12 protein-coding genes and 1 riboswitch are annotated in these 14,762 nt (G+C 62.8%); of the genes, 8 read left to right on the forward strand and 4 right to left on the reverse strand.

The annotated features are described in order from the left end of the window. Positions 1-421: 421 nt before the first annotated feature. A complete protein-coding gene (locus QTI04_RS00045; RefSeq protein ID WP_336621862.1) occupies positions 422-2,224 on the reverse strand; it encodes a sulfatase-like hydrolase/transferase in 1,803 nt (600 codons plus the stop codon). A 389-nt stretch (positions 2,225-2,613) separates the two neighbouring features. Beyond that, positions 2,614-3,573 (reverse strand): LysR family transcriptional regulator, encoded by a 960-nt coding sequence (locus QTI04_RS00050; protein WP_286613585.1) that lies wholly within the window; start codon positions 3,571-3,573, stop codon positions 2,614-2,616. Between the two features lie 103 nt (positions 3,574-3,676). Between QTI04_RS00050 and QTI04_RS00055 the strand changes: the two genes are divergently transcribed. Genes QTI04_RS00055 through QTI04_RS00065 form a run of 3 tightly spaced genes read left to right on the forward strand, consistent with a single transcriptional unit; the run spans position 3,677 to position 7,605 of the window. Further along, positions 3,677-4,654, forward strand: coding sequence for a tripartite tricarboxylate transporter substrate binding protein (locus QTI04_RS00055; RefSeq protein WP_286613586.1), 978 nt, complete (start codon positions 3,677-3,679; stop codon positions 4,652-4,654). A gap of 36 nt (positions 4,655-4,690) precedes the next feature. Beyond that, positions 4,691-6,145 (forward strand): amidase, encoded by a 1,455-nt coding sequence (locus tag QTI04_RS00060; RefSeq protein WP_286613587.1) that lies wholly within the window; start codon positions 4,691-4,693, stop codon positions 6,143-6,145. Between the two features lie 14 nt (positions 6,146-6,159). Continuing rightward, positions 6,160-7,605 (forward strand): FAD-binding oxidoreductase, encoded by a 1,446-nt coding sequence (locus tag QTI04_RS00065; RefSeq protein WP_286613588.1) that lies wholly within the window; start codon positions 6,160-6,162, stop codon positions 7,603-7,605. A gap of 510 nt (positions 7,606-8,115) precedes the next feature. Here QTI04_RS00065 and QTI04_RS00070 read toward each other — a convergent pair. Both QTI04_RS00070 and QTI04_RS00075 read right to left on the reverse strand, forming a co-directional pair. Then, positions 8,116-9,057 carry a hypothetical protein gene (locus QTI04_RS00070; RefSeq protein ID WP_286613591.1) on the reverse strand — a complete coding sequence of 314 codons (942 nt, stop codon included), beginning with the start codon at positions 9,055-9,057 and terminating at the stop codon, positions 8,116-8,118. Continuing rightward, positions 8,988-10,094: an isopenicillin N synthase family oxygenase gene (locus QTI04_RS00075; RefSeq protein WP_286613593.1), complete on the reverse strand. Its 1,107-nt coding sequence runs from the start codon at positions 10,092-10,094 to the stop codon at positions 8,988-8,990. The genes QTI04_RS00070 and QTI04_RS00075 overlap by 70 nt, the downstream gene beginning before the upstream one ends. Before the next feature lie 340 nt (positions 10,095-10,434). Then, a riboswitch (guanidine-I (ykkC/yxkD leader) is annotated at positions 10,435-10,536 on the forward strand. Between the two features lie 65 nt (positions 10,537-10,601). Here QTI04_RS00075 and QTI04_RS00080 point away from each other — a divergent pair. Genes QTI04_RS00080 through QTI04_RS00100 form a run of 5 tightly spaced genes read left to right on the forward strand, consistent with a single transcriptional unit; the run spans position 10,602 to position 14,688 of the window. Further along, the gene (locus tag QTI04_RS00080) at positions 10,602-11,678 is read left to right on the forward strand and encodes a putative urea ABC transporter substrate-binding protein (protein ID WP_286613595.1); all 1,077 of its coding nucleotides are present in this window, start codon (positions 10,602-10,604) and stop codon (positions 11,676-11,678) included. Between the two features lie 36 nt (positions 11,679-11,714). Continuing rightward, a complete protein-coding gene (locus QTI04_RS00085; RefSeq protein WP_286613597.1) occupies positions 11,715-12,533 on the forward strand; it encodes an ABC transporter permease in 819 nt (272 codons plus the stop codon). Continuing rightward, on the forward strand, positions 12,526-13,350 hold the full coding sequence (locus QTI04_RS00090; RefSeq protein WP_286613598.1) for an ABC transporter ATP-binding protein: 825 nt from the start codon (positions 12,526-12,528) through the stop codon (positions 13,348-13,350). Before QTI04_RS00085 ends, QTI04_RS00090 begins: the two co-directional genes overlap by 8 nt. After that, the gene (locus QTI04_RS00095) at positions 13,334-14,038 is read left to right on the forward strand and encodes an urea amidolyase associated protein UAAP1 (RefSeq protein WP_286613600.1); all 705 of its coding nucleotides are present in this window, start codon (positions 13,334-13,336) and stop codon (positions 14,036-14,038) included. The genes QTI04_RS00090 and QTI04_RS00095 overlap by 17 nt, the downstream gene beginning before the upstream one ends. Before the next feature lie 8 nt (positions 14,039-14,046). Next, a complete protein-coding gene (locus QTI04_RS00100; RefSeq protein ID WP_286613602.1) occupies positions 14,047-14,688 on the forward strand; it encodes an urea amidolyase associated protein UAAP2 in 642 nt (213 codons plus the stop codon). Positions 14,689-14,762 lie beyond the last annotated feature (74 nt).

Consider the following 14,762-nt stretch of genomic DNA (forward strand, 5'->3'; position numbering starts at 1 on the left):
GCGGGGACTATTGTCGATCGGACAGGCCCTCAGCATGAACGTCCAACGCCGACTTCTTTGCGAAGCCGAAATTCAAGCAGCGAAGTTGAAGGTCGCGTGGGGGCCAATTCTGTTGAAAAACTCGATGGAGCGACAGGGCTTGCCGAAGGCCAAAGGTCAGGCGCAGAACGCGAATCTTGCGTCGATGTTCATTAGAGCCGCGTAGAGAGCCCCAGGCGAGTTTCGCGGTGTGGTTGGTCGCGCGGTACGTCGAGTGCACCTTCGACACCTCCTAAGCAGGAATCGACTGCGTCGGAACGCCGAAACCGAGTTTTTCAACAGAATTGGCCCGTTGCCGTCCTTCGAGTTCTCACTCCGAATGACAGCAATGCACGCGGGAGCGGTCGTGGGCCGGATCGAATCCTCGTGGCGCGAGAGAGGCTCAAGCGCCCGACATCGTTTCCGCCGTGACCTCCCAACCGGCGTCGATGCCGCCGGGAAGCATCTGCCCGCGATCTTCGCCGACTTCGGCATCTACTAGCCGATTGAGCTTCTCGTTCATGGCGAGGACAAGCTCCCGGTTTCGCCCGCCTTGCATGCCGAGATTGTTCATCTCGTTCGGATCGGCCCGCACATCGAACAGCTCGACATCGTTCAAGCGATAAAGCTCCTCCACCGTCGTGGGTCGGTTGTGCTGCTTCGGCGAAAAATAGCGCGCGAACGCGTACTGGCCATCGAACACCGACCGAACCGCGCCGCGCTTCATCATGTCTGGGCGGATGCCCGCATTCTGGAGCTCGCTCGATTTACCGCCCTTTTGCATGTAGTCGACGGCCTTGTTCAGGAAGTCGCCGTCGATGTAGGCAAACATGTTGTAGTTGAAGAGCGCCCCGTCACGGACGGCCGCGAAATCGGCGCGCTCGGGAGCCGCGAGGAGTCCGGAAACATCCTTGCCAGGAAGTCCTTTGGCGATGACGGCCCGTTTGTCCGGGGCTACTCCTGTGAGTCCTATCAATGTTGGCGCAATGTCGACGTGCGAAGTGACGGCCTTGCACTGCTTGCCGCCCGCGAAGGCCGGATGGGAAACGATGAAGGGCACGTTGTTCTGCTCGCGGTACGCGACAGCACCCTTGGCGTGCAGCTGGTGCGCGCCGTCCATGTCGCCATGATCGGCGGTCAGGATCACGATCGTCTTGTCGGCCAACCCCGAGGCGTCCAGCTCGGCAAGAAGCGTCGCAATGTTTCGATCCACATCACGCATGCAATTCAAGTAGTAGTTGTGCCGCCGACGCCAACGGGCTTCCTCATTTGGGATGGTGCCGACCAACGCGTCATGAGCATGCAGAAAATCCCGATGTGCGGGTGGACGCCCCGGAGCATCGAGCGCCTGCCCGTGACTTGCCGGAGTCCGGTACTCCCACTGCTTCGCATAGAGCGGGTCGACCGGATCGCGATCGACACGCTTGATGCCACGCTTCGTTTGAACCTCCGTGCCCGGCGCATCGGTGTTGTAGTACATCACATCGTGCGGGTTGACGAGGTTCACTGCGAGGAACCAGGGTTTCTGTTCCGCCGCCAGTTCACGTCCCTTGCCGCGGAGCCAGTTCACGCCCATCGCAGAGATGATGCCGTCGTGAAGGTAGCCACCCCTTGTATGCGCGATGATGTCCCCGACGCCGAAGTAATCGGAGAAGCCGTAGGCTTCCATTTCCTGCGTGAAGATCTTCGTCAAGTTGCCGTGCTCGTTGACCGTCTCGAACTCCCTTGTCAGGTGCCACTTGCCCTTGTACGCCGTGTAGTAGCCGGCGTTCCGAAGCAGGTCACCCAGCGTGGGAATCTCGGTGGACATGCTCTCGATCCAGGGGAAGTTCGTGTTGTCGAACATCTTCGTCTGTTGGATGTGCTGTCCGGTATAGATCACCGAGCGCGAGGGCGTGCACACGCAGGAGCCGATGCGGTGGTTGACGAACGTCGTGCCTTGCTTCTTCAACCGCTCATGGGCCGGCAGCCGATAGCCGGCCGGAAGCTCGCCCGGTCGGAAATGGCGCTCCTGGTCGACCAGAATGAACAAGATGTTGTAGGGGCCGTTTGCTGCGCCCGCTGAGGTGCTTCGAGCGGTGGCGGCGGGTTGGCCGCGTGCCTCCTCATGTGCGCCAAGCCCCAGCGCCATGACTCCCAGTCCAGCAGCACCACCCAGGAACTCCCGCCGCGATGCGGCAGGGTCGATCGGCTTGTTGTGATCCATGCCCGCTCCTCGTTGAAGCCAACGGGGACGCTGGTGCTCCGGATGAATGCAATGGCGCGCAGGGGCCCCTTGACCGAATGAGGAAGCTTATTCCTTATCACGGCGCAACGCCATTGCACCGAAGGGTGCAGCCTCCAAGGGGGACCGACGCCTGGGAGGCGAAGAGAGTTGCGTGGACGGTGACCCCGCAGTTCCAGTTTGCGGTCGAAGCTCGGAGGTCGCGAGAGGGCCCAACGAAGTCCTTCGGCCTTGTCCCAAGCATGTCAGCAATGCGTCCCATACCGCGCCTTGCGCTCCGATGGATGACCGGCTGCTCATAGTCGCGGCGATGCGAAGGGTGGCAGACGCTGCAAGGCCGCTCAGCGAAGCTGACCGCCTTTCACCCGATTTCATTCGGGGCAAGTAGGCACAGCGGTTACTGGCGAGGTTTTGCCACCCCCCGGAACCGAATCGTCAAATGCCTCTCGAACCAGTTGCCGTACGAAATCAAGTGCTGGCGATGACGTCCGATTGACCAGGCGCACCATTGCGTAGAGACCCAGCGGCATGGGTGCGAGTGTCCGGATGCTCAACGGGACGATCGAGCGGTCTTCGATCTCCGCTTTCACGATCGCGTAGAGGGATAGCATGACGGCGTCAGTACGCAACGCCAAGTCCCGCTGAACTTCGTAGCTGTCGCAGTAGTGGGTGATGAGGCGGCTCGGATGCGCCTCAGGCCCAAGCGCCTCCACCAGGCGGAGCCCGAACGCTGCCGTGGAATTTACGGCAGTCACCTGGTACTGATGGATTTGCGAGATGTCCAGTTCTGGGTTCTGAGCCAGCGGATGCCCCTGTCGGACCAAGAAGCCTCCGGCCTGAGGGCGCAACTGCTCGATTTCCAGCCCCTCGGGGCTCTCGAGAAAAGTGGCATCGAGGACGACAAAATCAAACTTTTCCGTTCTCAGCCCATTGAGCAAGTCCTCGTTACTGGCTATCCGGGCATGGATGTGAAGCGCCGGTCGGGCGCGGGCCACGTTCAATATCAAGGGGCGCAGCAGAACTGCGCCTGGAGTCGGGCTTGTACCGATACGAATTTCGGCCAGATCGCCGGTCCGGAAGAGAGTGGCCTGCCGGCGGAGTTCCTTGGCATCCGCTATCAACTTGGTAGCGCCTGGGAGGAGAAGGCGGCCCGCCGGGGTCAGGACAGTTCCCTGGACAAGCCGGTCGAACAGTGTGACTTCGAGTTCATCCTCCAATCCCTGAATACTGCGACTCAGGGCCGACTGACTTAGGTGAACGGCGTCGGCAGCGCGATTGAACGTGCCGTGCTCGTACAGCGCGAGGAAGTGTTCTAGTCGGCGAAGGTCCATGTTTCAGTATATGTATGAGGCGCATCGCGCCGATGCAAACTATGCGCTAGGCACGCGCGTGTGGCGTTCCTAGACTCCCCAGACCTACCAAGGAGTCTCTTCGATGTCCCCCATTTCCGCTATTCGCCGCGGCGCCGTCCTGCTCGTCGGCCTGGCGCTTGCTGCTGGCGCCGCTGGCCAGTCGTTCCCGACCAAGACCGTCTCCCTCATGGTTCCCTACCCTGCCGGTGGGGCCTCCGACTACCTCGCGCGTCAAGTACAGGCGGACTATCAGAAGCATCTGGGCCAGCCCGTGATCGTGGACAACCTTGGCGGTGTCAGCGGTGCATTGGGCACGCAGAAAGTCCTGAGCGCTCTTCCGGACGGGCATAGCCAGGTTCTCGTGACGCCGATCGAGGCGATGCTCGCTCCTTTCAGCTTGTCCGCCGTGAAGTACAAGCCCGAGGATCTTCGGCTCGCGAGCTTGATTGCGACGACGCCAATCGTGCTTTTGGCACGCAAAGACATCCCGGCGAGCAATCTTGATGAGTTCCTCACCTGGGCGAAAGGAAAGGACGTCTCCTATGGCAGCGTCGGGCCTGGTTCGCTGTACCACATCCTGGGAGAGAAGATGGCTACGCGCGCCGGGTTGAAGATGACCCATGTTCCCTATAAAGGTGGTACGCAACTGATCACCGACATTGGTGGAGGGCAGATTGATGTGGCGTTCTTCGCCCTTGCTGGCCCCGTCCCAGGCATGATCAATGGTCAAAGAGTGCGGGCGATCGCAGTCACCTCAGGCAAGGCGCTGCCCACCTGGCCGGCAATCAAGCCGTTCGCGCAGACCAAGCGGTTTGAGGATTTCGTGCTCGACATCTGGGCAGGCGTTGCCGTTCCCCGCAGCACGCCCGACGAGGCCGTCGCGCGGATCAACCGGGCCATCGAGGAAACGCTGAAGAACCCGGCAATTCGCAAGAACATCGAGGATGCCGGATCCACGGTCGCCAAGCCGATGTCTACGCTGGAACTGAACGACTTCTATGCGTCGCAGGTAACCGAGTATCGCAAGCTGTTCAAGTCGATCAACTTTCAGCCTCAATGAGCTGGATCCCAGTCAGCTCAATCGATTTGACGCACCATGATGCCCTTTGCCCATGAAGCCCTGCACCTCCTTGCGCAGGGAGCCGTCTCCAGCGGCGAGTTGCTGGAGCAACAACTTGATCGGGTGAGGGCTTTCGACGGCGCAATTAACTCGATTGCCGTGTTGGACGACCAACGTGCGCGCGCCCGCGCTGCGGAAGCAGATGAAGCGCGACGCCGCGGAGAAATCTGGGGGCCTCTGCACGGTCTGCCCATTACGGTCAAGGAATCGTTCGACGTCGCGGGGCTACCAACGACCTGGGGGTTTCCGCAGTTCACGGGCAATGTCGCGGCGCGCCATGCTGACTCGGTGCAACGCCTAATTGATGCAGGCGCGATAGTGTTCGGCAAGACCAATGTGCCGACAGCTCTGGCGGACTGGCAGACCTTCAATCCGGTCTATGGCACGACAAACAATCCGTGGGATACCTCGCGCGTACCTGGCGGATCTTCTGGCGGGGCTGCCGCCGCTTTGGCCGCAGGCTTCACCTCCTTGGAACTTGGCAGCGACATCGGCGCTTCCATCCGAAATCCAGCGCACTATTGCGGAGTATATGGTCACAAGCCGACTTGGGGCGTCATCTCCATGGAGGGACACCAGCTTCCCGGCCTGGCCTGCGCCGACACGGTCGACATCGGAGTGGCCGGTCCGATGGCGCGTAGTGCGCGCGACCTGCGCCTTGCCATGGACATCCTGGCTGGTGCACCACGCAGTTTCGGCCCTCAGGGCTGGAAGCAGGTGCAGTGGCGTGACGAGGGCCGCCCAGTCGAAAAGCTGAGGATTGCAGTGGTAACAGACGATGCCCACGCGCGAGTGGACGCGACGATTGTTCGGAGGCTCCATGAGCTTGCCGAGTTCCTTCGGACTCGAGTCGAATGCGTCGAAATGGACCGCAGGCCAGTGGACAGCGCCGAGTCGCGTGACGTGTACTTGCACCTCGTCCGAGCGGCGACCGGCGCGTTCATGGATGAAATGACGTATGCGGCTACCGGAGACAAGGCGGCGCAATTCGCGCCCCATGACCGTAGCTACCAGGCTTGCCACTACCGCGGCAGTACGCTGACGCATCGTGACTGGTTCGGATACGACCAACGGCGTGAACTCCTGAAGGCCCGGTGGGCCAGCTTCTTCAGTGAGTTCGACCTGCTCGTCTGCCCCGTCGCGACCACACCTGCGTTCGCACACAACCAGACCGGCCAGCGTTGGGAGCGCATGCTGGAGGTCAACGGCATTTCGCAGGAAAGCACCGACTCCATGTTTTGGGCGGGCTATCCCGGAGTGGTCGGGCTCCCGGCAACAGCCATTCCTTTGGGACAGAACGCACAGGGCTTGCCTTTCGGTGCCCAGCTCGTCGCCGGTCCGTTTGGTGACCCGCTGACACTTCGATTCGCCGAGTGGCTCGAGGGCGAGTGGTATGCATTCCGCGCACCTTCGCTGGGCAACGCATCTTGATTGACTGGAGAAGAATGAGCCAAGAACTGCTATCCGACCTTCGCGCCATTGTTGGCAACTCCAACGTGCTGACGAGCGATGACCCCGGCAGCGATCTCAATGCTTGGGAAAGCGATTGGCGCAAGCTCGCCCAAGGGCGGGCTCTCGCGGTGGTGCGCCCTGCATCCACGCTGCAGGTTTCCGAGATTGTGAGGGCGTGTAGCAAGCACCGGGTTTCACTCGTTCCTCAGGGTGGAAATACGGGGCTGGTCGTCGGTTCGACGCCTGATGGAAGCGGACGGCAAGTCGTCCTGAGCTTGTTGGCGATGAACAAGGTCCGCCGTCTGGACCCCGCCAATGCCAGCATCACCGTCGACGCTGGGTGCGTACTGCAGAACGTACAAGACATCTGCGAAAAGGAGGGGCTGCTCTTTCCGCTCAGTCTGGGTGCAGAAGGAAGCTGCACCATTGGCGGCAATCTCGCGACCAATGCCGGCGGTACCCAGGTTCTCCGATTCGGCAATGCGCGCGATCTTTGTTTGGGACTGGAAGTGGTCACGGCCGAAGGCGAGGTCTGGAGCGACCTCTCGGGCCTTCGAAAGAACAACACCGGATACGATTTGCGCAACCTCTTCATCGGCTCAGAAGGCACGCTCGGGATCATCACGGGTGCGACGCTCAAGACGTTCCCTCTTCCGGCTGCCACGTTGACAAGTTTCGTGGCTATTGCTTCCGTCGAGGCTGCGGTCGAACTGCTCAAACTCGCAAATAGTCGACTGGGGCCATCGCTTACCGGCTTCGAACTGATGAATCAGGAGGGCTTGAGCCTTGTCGCCAAGCACTACCCGCAGCAGCGCGTGCCGCTTTGGGAAAGTTCTGCCTATTGCGTCCTGATGGAGGCGTCGGACCACGAATCCGAAGCGCATGCTCGCACGCTCTTCGAGCAGTTGCTGGAGCAGGCATTCGAGGATGGGCTGGTCACAGATGCGGTCATTGCGGAAAGCATCGGGCAATCCAAGGCACTGTGGCACGTGCGCGAGTCCATCTCGCTCGCACAGGCTGACGAGGGGCCGAACCTCAAGCACGACATCTCGCTACCGATCTCATCCATTCCCCGGTTCGTGGAGGAAGTCGACGCCGCGCTCCAGCAAGCATTCCCGGGCGTCCGCATCATCAATTTCGGCCACTTGGGCGACGGCAACCTGCACTACAACATCCAAGCGGCTACTGACGATCGGGATGGGATGCAGCTTGGCGAAGTGCGGAGCGAGATTACCGAAGCGGTGTATGAGGCTGTGGCCAGATTCGGGGGCTCCTTTTCTGCCGAACACGGGGTTGGGGCACTAAAGCTGAATGAGATGGAACGTTACAAGGCGCCTGCGGCGCTGCGCTTGATGGGCAAGTTAAAGGCTGCGCTGGACCCTCAAGGCCTTCTAAACCCTGGACGGGTAGTGCCTCGCTCCGCCGACTTCAGCGCCTGATCGGGACCATCGAAAAGGCGGCAGCACCCCAGCAGCGCCGCCGACAGTAGATCGCCTGCTTGCCAGCGGCAATATGGTTCCGTCCCTGGGGGTGGCCGCAAACTGCCACTCTGCTGACTTTGGCGTTCACTGGGACCGAAGACCGCTATCGCTGCTGCCTAGCTGCCGCACGACTGGTGCTCGTGGAGGGTAGGGTAGGGCCCGGAGCTGCTATCGAAAGGCCGAGCGGGAAATTCCGTTGTGCAGCGAGAGCCGCCCTTCCCTGCCTGCAACGCGAGCACCTGCAATCCGGCGCCTTCCAGTCGTCCGCGTTGCTTGAGGACGCTGGCAGGTCAGAAATCGAGTACGTGCCGTGAGGCGACGCACAACATTCCTGCTTTCCCTTGGCACTCAGTGCCGGCTCTTCCGCGAGCGGAGGACCTCCAGCAACAGCAAGCTCAAGGAAGAACGGCTGCAGAAGGGAAAGACTTCCTGGGCGGAGGGTCGCGTCATGTGGAATCCTTTCTGAGGTCAGGTCAATGCATGTGCGTAACGGTCGAGGGTGGCCTGCTCGGCCGCCTTCCATTCCGAGGCGGCGCGCGTCTGCGGCGTCGCAAGCGGCCAGGTGCAGTTCGGCTCGAGGGTGTCGACTGTGAAGTGACGACGGGTGACAAGGCCGTCGCAAGAGACGACCTGGGTCACCGTGCCATCGGCTTCAAGCGAAAAGTTGTCGAGCTGAAAGGCCGTCTGGCCAATCCGGCCAGGGCAGGTCGAATGCGTAACCCTGAATCCTTCGCGCATCGAGCCGTGGGCGATCGACGCTTCGAAGTTCATCAGGGGGCCAAGCACCTCGGCATTGCCCGTAGCGGCTAGCACATGCCGGCGAAGCGGAGCCGACACGACGGGCGCCTCGGCGCGACCCAGGACCAGGCCGGCATGGTCGCCGCTGACGATGAGGCCACCGCCGCGATGCAGCACGCGGGCGCTCCCCAATTCGCGTTCGTCGATCAGGCGCAAGCCCACCAGTGGCCCGGGCGCAGAGGGCAGAAGCCGCCAGTCCTCGACGTAGGCGCCGCTCGGCGCGAACTCGATCATGCAGTTGCCTACGCGTCGAAGCGGCGCGGGCTCGGGCCAGCGGTCGTGCAACTGGAATGCGGTGGGATCCCGCCACACCAGTTGCTCGCCGTCCCACACGGACTGCGCGACCCAGCCTTCATATTGGGCGAGCACGGCCAGTTCTTCGCGTGTGTACGCGGCCAACGGCTTGGCTTGTGCGACGTGGTCAGCTTGTCGAGGCATGCGCAGATCGATGGAGAAGTTGCGGCTCTGCAGCCAGAACACCTGCGTCTCGATGTCGCTGGTGCCGTCGGCAAAGGCAATGATGTGGCGGCGGTAGAGGCCCATCATCCATTCGGGCACCCGGTGCATGGCAGGCCGTGCGTGCTTCTCGATGAGTTCGGCAAGGTGCACCACTTTGCCACCTCCGCCTTGCGGCCGAAGCTGTCGGCCAGGCGCGCACCATCGGGCAGCTTCATCTCGCCGCGCGCGATGCGCTGCCTGAGGTAGGTGAAGGTCTGCTGGGTCTGCGCGTAGATGTGGTCGCCGCAGTTCAGCATGCCGTAGGGGCTGGGCTTGTCGTCGGGCGTTGGCACGATCGGCTCGATGACCGTGTCGTAGTCGCAGGCGCAGAACAAGGGGAACGAATAGCGCTCCTCTGGCACCTTGCGCACGCGATGGCGCGTGGCGACGAAGGTGCCGTTGGACAGCACTTCCAGCATGTCGCCGATGTTGATGACGAATGCGCCCGGCAGCACCGGCACCGCAATCCATTCGCCCGCGCCGTTGATCACTTCCAGGCCCGGCGCGGTCGGCAGCAGGATGGTGAAGCACTCGTAGTCGGTGTGCGAGCCGATGCCCTGGCCCTCCCCTTTGGGCACTTCGTCAAAGGGGTAGTGGATGAGGCGCAACTGGCTCGGCGGCTGGTTGACCTGGCGCACCAGCCGGTCCTCTTCCAGCCCGAGCGCCAGCGCGAAGCCGCGGAAGAGCAACTTGCTCAGTTCCAGCACCTCGCCGTAATAGGCGCTGACGTCCTCTTTGAAGCGCGGCATGTCGGGCCAGCGGTTGGGGCCCAGCAGCGGGCGGCGGCCTTCGCTGGCTAGGTAGTCGAAGCCCACGTCGAAGGCCTCCTTGCGGTCCACCACGTTCTCGCTGAAGCGCTCTTCGCCTTCGGGCACGTAGCCGCTGTGGTTGCTCGATTCGCCGATGTAGTGGCGCATCTTCTCTTGCATTGGCTGCGCAAAATAGGACTTGGCGCACGCGATGAGGGCATCGATGCGCTCTTGCGATACGCGATGGCCGGTGACGTAGAAGAAGCCCGCGTCGCCTGCCGCCTTGGCGAGCTGCCCGGAGGCTTGCCGGCGCTCGTGCAGATGGGGCGAATAAAGCTGGGCGATGTTGACAACAGGCAATGCCTGGAAGGCGGTATGTCTACCATGAGAGGCGCTCGACACTGGGTGACTCCTTGGGTGGATGAAGTGCTGGCCGTCCAGTGTGGCTACCTAAATGCAATGCATGAAGGCCCAAGTCGTCCTGGCTCGCGTGAGCGAGAGTGCAGGGGCAAAAGCAGATTTCGGGCCTGCGCCATGCGCCATCGCCGGACCAGCGCACCACGGCGCGGGCACCAAAGACGGGCAGCGAGGAATGCGTGTTGGTGCGCATCAGGCGATACGTCCCGCTTTTCGCAACAAAGCGCCAGCAATCGGTGCGCGCGGCATGGCAGAGCACTTGGCACGACTCCTGCTGAAACCCTAATGGGAGCCGGCGACAAACCGGTTTGCTACGCACAATTTGCAAATGGATGGCTAGGGTTCCGGTTCGCTGACAAGGCGAATGCTGGTCCGAGAGCTGTCGACCTCAGTAGGGGTTACACGGCGGGACAAAAGCCCGGGAGATGGACGCAGTCGCAAGGCCGCGCCGCTCCCAGGCTTTTTTGTTTCCACCCTACTCGAGGATCTTCCGTGTCAAACACTTTCTCCAGACTCCTTGGCACCGCCACGCTGTGCATCGCGGCCCTTGCAGGAGTGCACTCGGCCGACGCCGCTCCTCGCACCAGCTTCAAGGTGTGTTCGTCCGTCTACGCCGGCTTCATGCCGTGGGCCGAAGCCCAGTCGCAAGGCATCCTGGCCAAGTGGGGCAAGAAGTACGGCGTCAGCATCGAGGTGGTGCAGCTCAACGACTACGTCGAGTCCATCAACCAGTACACCGCCGGCAAGTTTGACGGCTGCGCCATGGCTAACATGGACGCGCTGACCATTCCCGCCGCGGGCGGCGTCGACTCCACCGCGATGATCGTGGCCGACTACTCCGACGGCAACGACGGCATCGTCATCAAGGGCAAGAACAAGAAGCTGGCCGACCTCAAGGGCCAGACGGTGAACCTCGTCGAGTTCTCGGTGTCGCACTACTTCCTGGCGCGCGCACTGGAATCCGCCGCCATGAGCGAACGCGACGTGAAGGTGATCAACACCAGCGACGCGGACATCGTTGCCGCCTTCGCCACGCCGTCGGTGAAGAACGTGGTCACGTGGAACCCGATGCTCGCGCAACTGGGCGACAGCAATTCGGTGACGCAGGTCTATTCGTCCAGGCAGCTGCCCGGCGAGCTGATGGACATGATGGTCGTCAACACCAAGACCCTGAATGAGAACCCCAACTTCGGCAAGGCACTGACCGGTGCATGGTTCGAGATGATGGCCGTGATGTCCGCCAAGGACGAGAGCGCCACCAAGTCGCTCAACGCCATGGCCAAGGCCTCGGGGACCGACCTGGCGGGCTTCAAGTCGCAACTGGCGACGACCGCACTGTTCTACACGCCCAAGGCGGCGCTCGACTTCGCCACCAGCCCCGACATGCCCAAGTTCATGACCCGCGTGGCCAACTTCTCCTTCGACCACGGCATCCTGGGCCAAGGCGTGAAGAGCGCGGACGCGATCGGTATGGCATTCGATGGCGGGCTCGTCGTCGGCAACAAGAACAACGTCAAGCTTCGCTTTGACCAGACCTACGTGCGCATGGCCGCCGAAGGCAGGCTCTAGGCCGATCCACCTCACGCCACCGCGAGGGCTTGCGCCATGCGACTCATCAATCGACGACCGGGGCGAGGGAACACCGTGTTCCTCCTGTTCATGCCCTTCCTGCTGCTGATCGCCGTGTACTTCATGGGCTCGACGGCGCGGCTGTCGCAGAACCCGGACGACAAGCTGCTGCCCAGCGCCACGCAGATGGTGGAGGCGGTGCACCAGTACGCCTTCACCGAAGACAAGCGCACCGGCGAGTACCTGCTGTGGGTGGACACCGCCGCGAGCCTCAAGCGCCTGGGCATCGGCCTCATCGTCAGCGCGGCGATCGCGCTGGTGCTGGGCATTCTGCTCGGGAGCGTCCCGCTCTTCGCGGCGAGCTTCTCGCCGTTCATCGCGGTGCTGTCGATGATTCCACCACTGGCGGTTCTGCCGATCCTGTTCATCGTGTTCGGGCTCGACGAGCTGTCGAAGGTGGTGCTCATCGTGATCGGCATCACGCCGGTGATGGTGCGCGACCTGCAGCAGCGCGCGGGAGAAATTCCGCGCGAAGTCTGGGTCAAGGCGCAGACGCTGGGGGCCAACAGCTGGACCGTGATCCTGCGCATGGTCCTGCCACAGCTGATGCCTCGCCTGCTGGTCGCGATGCGCCTGTCATTGGGCGCCGCGTGGCTCTTCCTGATCGCGGCGGAAGCGATCGCTTCGACCGATGGCCTGGGCTACCGCATCTTCCTCGTGCGCCGCTATCTGGCGATGGACGTGATCGTGCCCTACGTCGCGTGGATCACCGCCCTGGCGTGGGCCATGGACTTGGCGCTGGACCAGCTCACCAAGCGCGCCTTCCCGTGGTTTGGAGGTGCCCGCCATGCTTGAAGTACGCAACGTCTGGAAGTCGTATGGCGATCAGGTCGTGCTCGAACGCCTGAACCTCACGGTGAAGGAAGGCGAGTTTTGCTCGATGGTCGGCGCGTCCGGCTGCGGCAAGTCGACCTTCCTGCGCCTGCTGCTGGGGCAGGAGCAGCCGAGCAAGGGTACCGTGCTGCTGGACGGCAAGCACCTGCCCTCGGAGCCCGACCGCCATCGCGGCGTCGTGTTCCAGCGCTACTCGGTGTTCGAGCACCTGGATGTGCTGCGCAACGTGATGATCGGGCTGGAGCTGGCCGCATCGCCTTTCTTCGGCAGGCTGTTCGGTGCTCGACGCCGTGCAGTCCAGGAGCAGGCGGTGGCGATGCTCGAGCGCGTGGGGCTGCAAGGCTCGCTCAGCAAGTATCCGAGCCAGCTGTCGGGCGGCATGCAGCAGCGCCTGGCCATCGCCCAGGCGCTGATCGCCAGGCCGCGAATCCTGCTGCTCGACGAGCCCTTCGGCGCGCTCGATCCGGGCGTGCGGCGCGACATGCACGAGCTGCTGCTTGGCCTGTGGCGCGAGACCGGGCTGACCATCTTCATGGTCACGCACGACCTCAAGGAAGGCTTTGCGCTGGGCAACCGCGTGCTGGTCTTCGACAAGGTGCGTCTCGATGCGCAGGCGCCCGGCGCCTACGGTGCGCGCATCACCTACGACATCCCGCTGCAGCGCGGCGTCGAAGCGTCCAAGCCGCTGTCGCTGGCGAAAGCCGTCGTCGAACGCGGCCTGCGGCCGGCGACCTCAAACCCAAACATCGAAGAGACTCTCCATGCCTTTGCTTCTTGAAGAAACCATCCCGGGCGGCGGACACACCTCGCTCGTCCTCAAGCGCGGCCAGGTGCTTCGCCTCACCGACCTGCAAGGGGGCGCGAACCTCAGCGTGCTGATGCTCAATGCCCACGAGAAGAGCGAGCGGCTCAACCTGCCGGATTCGCTCAAGTGCCAGCACACGGCGCGCCTGACGGCCGGCCATTGCCTGTATTCGGACATGGGCCGCGTCCTCGCCGCCATCGTGCGCGACAGCTGCGGCTGTCACGACCCGCTGGGCGGCGTGTCCGACGCCCGCGAAGTCGCCGCGCAATACGGCGTCGGGCGCTACCAAGAGCTGCGCAACGGCTTCCATCGCAACGGGCAGGACAACCTGCTGGTCGAGATGGGCAAGTGGGGCCTGAATATCCAGGACCTGCTCATGACCCTCAACCTCTTCAGCCGCGTCGACGTCAGCGAATCGGGCGGCCTGCACTTCGTGCCCGGTAACTCGAAGGCCGGCGACCTGGTTGAGCTGTACGCGCCGATGGACACGCTGGTGCTGCTCACCGCGATCCAGCACCCGCTGGACCCGAGCCCGCACTACGACCCCCAGCCCGTGCGCATGGAACTGGAGCGCGCCGATGCGGCCGTCGCCGAAATCTGCCGCCTGTCGTGCGAGGAGAACCAGCGCGGCTTCATCAACACCGATCGCATCTACCTGTGAGGCCTGGCATGCAGAACAATCTGACTGAAAGCAGCAAGCACCTGGCCGAGGCGGTGTACCGCGAGACGGTGCCCGCGGGCGAGCCCGCCGTGAAGGAACTGAAGGCCGGCCAGACGCTGCGCATCCTCGACCTCGAGGGCAACCAGGCGATCGACACGCTGTTCTTCAACCTGAACGACCCCGCGGAGCGATTCGATCCGCAACGCACGCTGCGCATACAGAAGGGCCTGTACATCACGACCGGCACGGTGCTGTGGTCCAACCGCGGCAACGCGATGCTGACCGTGGTAGCCGACACCTGCGGACGCCACGACACGCTCGGCGGCGCCTGCGCGCAGGAGAGCAATACGGTGCGCTATGCCCTTGGTAAACGCTACATGCACAGCTGCCGCGACAACTTCCTGCGGGCCTGCGCGCACGACGGGCGCATCGGCAAGCGCGACATCGGCGCCAACATCAACTTCTTCATGAACGTGCCTGTAACGCCCGAAGGCGGACTCACCTTCGAGGACGGCATCTCCGCGCCGCAGAAGTACGTGGAACTGCGTGCGGAAATGGATGTGCTTGTGTTTATCTCCAACTGCCCGCAGTTGAACAACCCCTGCAACGCCTACAACCCTACGCCCGCCGAGCTGATCGTCTGGGACTAGCTCTGCCGCACTGACGCAGCGCCTTGCCGGAGACGACTCTGGCATGCATGAACAACCCGGCGGGACGGCCCGCC

The organism is Variovorax sp. J22R115 (genome assembly GCF_030317005.1).
In the GTDB taxonomy this organism is placed as follows: domain Bacteria; phylum Pseudomonadota; class Gammaproteobacteria; order Burkholderiales; family Burkholderiaceae_C; genus Variovorax.

Coding starts and splice junctions, on each gene's coding strand:
- QTI04_RS00055 (WP_286613586.1), top strand. CDS start 3,677: ATGTCCCCCATTTCCGCTATTCGCCGCGGCGCCGTCCTGCTCGTCGGC.
- QTI04_RS00045 (WP_336621862.1), bottom strand. CDS start 2,224: ATGGATCACAACAAGCCGATCGACCCTGCCGCATCGCGGCGGGAGTTC.
- QTI04_RS00100 (WP_286613602.1), top strand. CDS start 14,047: ATGCAGAACAATCTGACTGAAAGCAGCAAGCACCTGGCCGAGGCGGTG.
- QTI04_RS00085 (WP_286613597.1), top strand. CDS start 11,715: ATGCGACTCATCAATCGACGACCGGGGCGAGGGAACACCGTGTTCCTC.
- QTI04_RS00095 (WP_286613600.1), top strand. CDS start 13,334: ATGCCTTTGCTTCTTGAAGAAACCATCCCGGGCGGCGGACACACCTCG.
- QTI04_RS00050 (WP_286613585.1), bottom strand. CDS start 3,573: ATGGACCTTCGCCGACTAGAACACTTCCTCGCGCTGTACGAGCACGGC.
- QTI04_RS00090 (WP_286613598.1), top strand. CDS start 12,526: ATGCTTGAAGTACGCAACGTCTGGAAGTCGTATGGCGATCAGGTCGTG.
- QTI04_RS00060 (WP_286613587.1), top strand. CDS start 4,691: ATGATGCCCTTTGCCCATGAAGCCCTGCACCTCCTTGCGCAGGGAGCC.
- QTI04_RS00065 (WP_286613588.1), top strand. CDS start 6,160: ATGAGCCAAGAACTGCTATCCGACCTTCGCGCCATTGTTGGCAACTCC.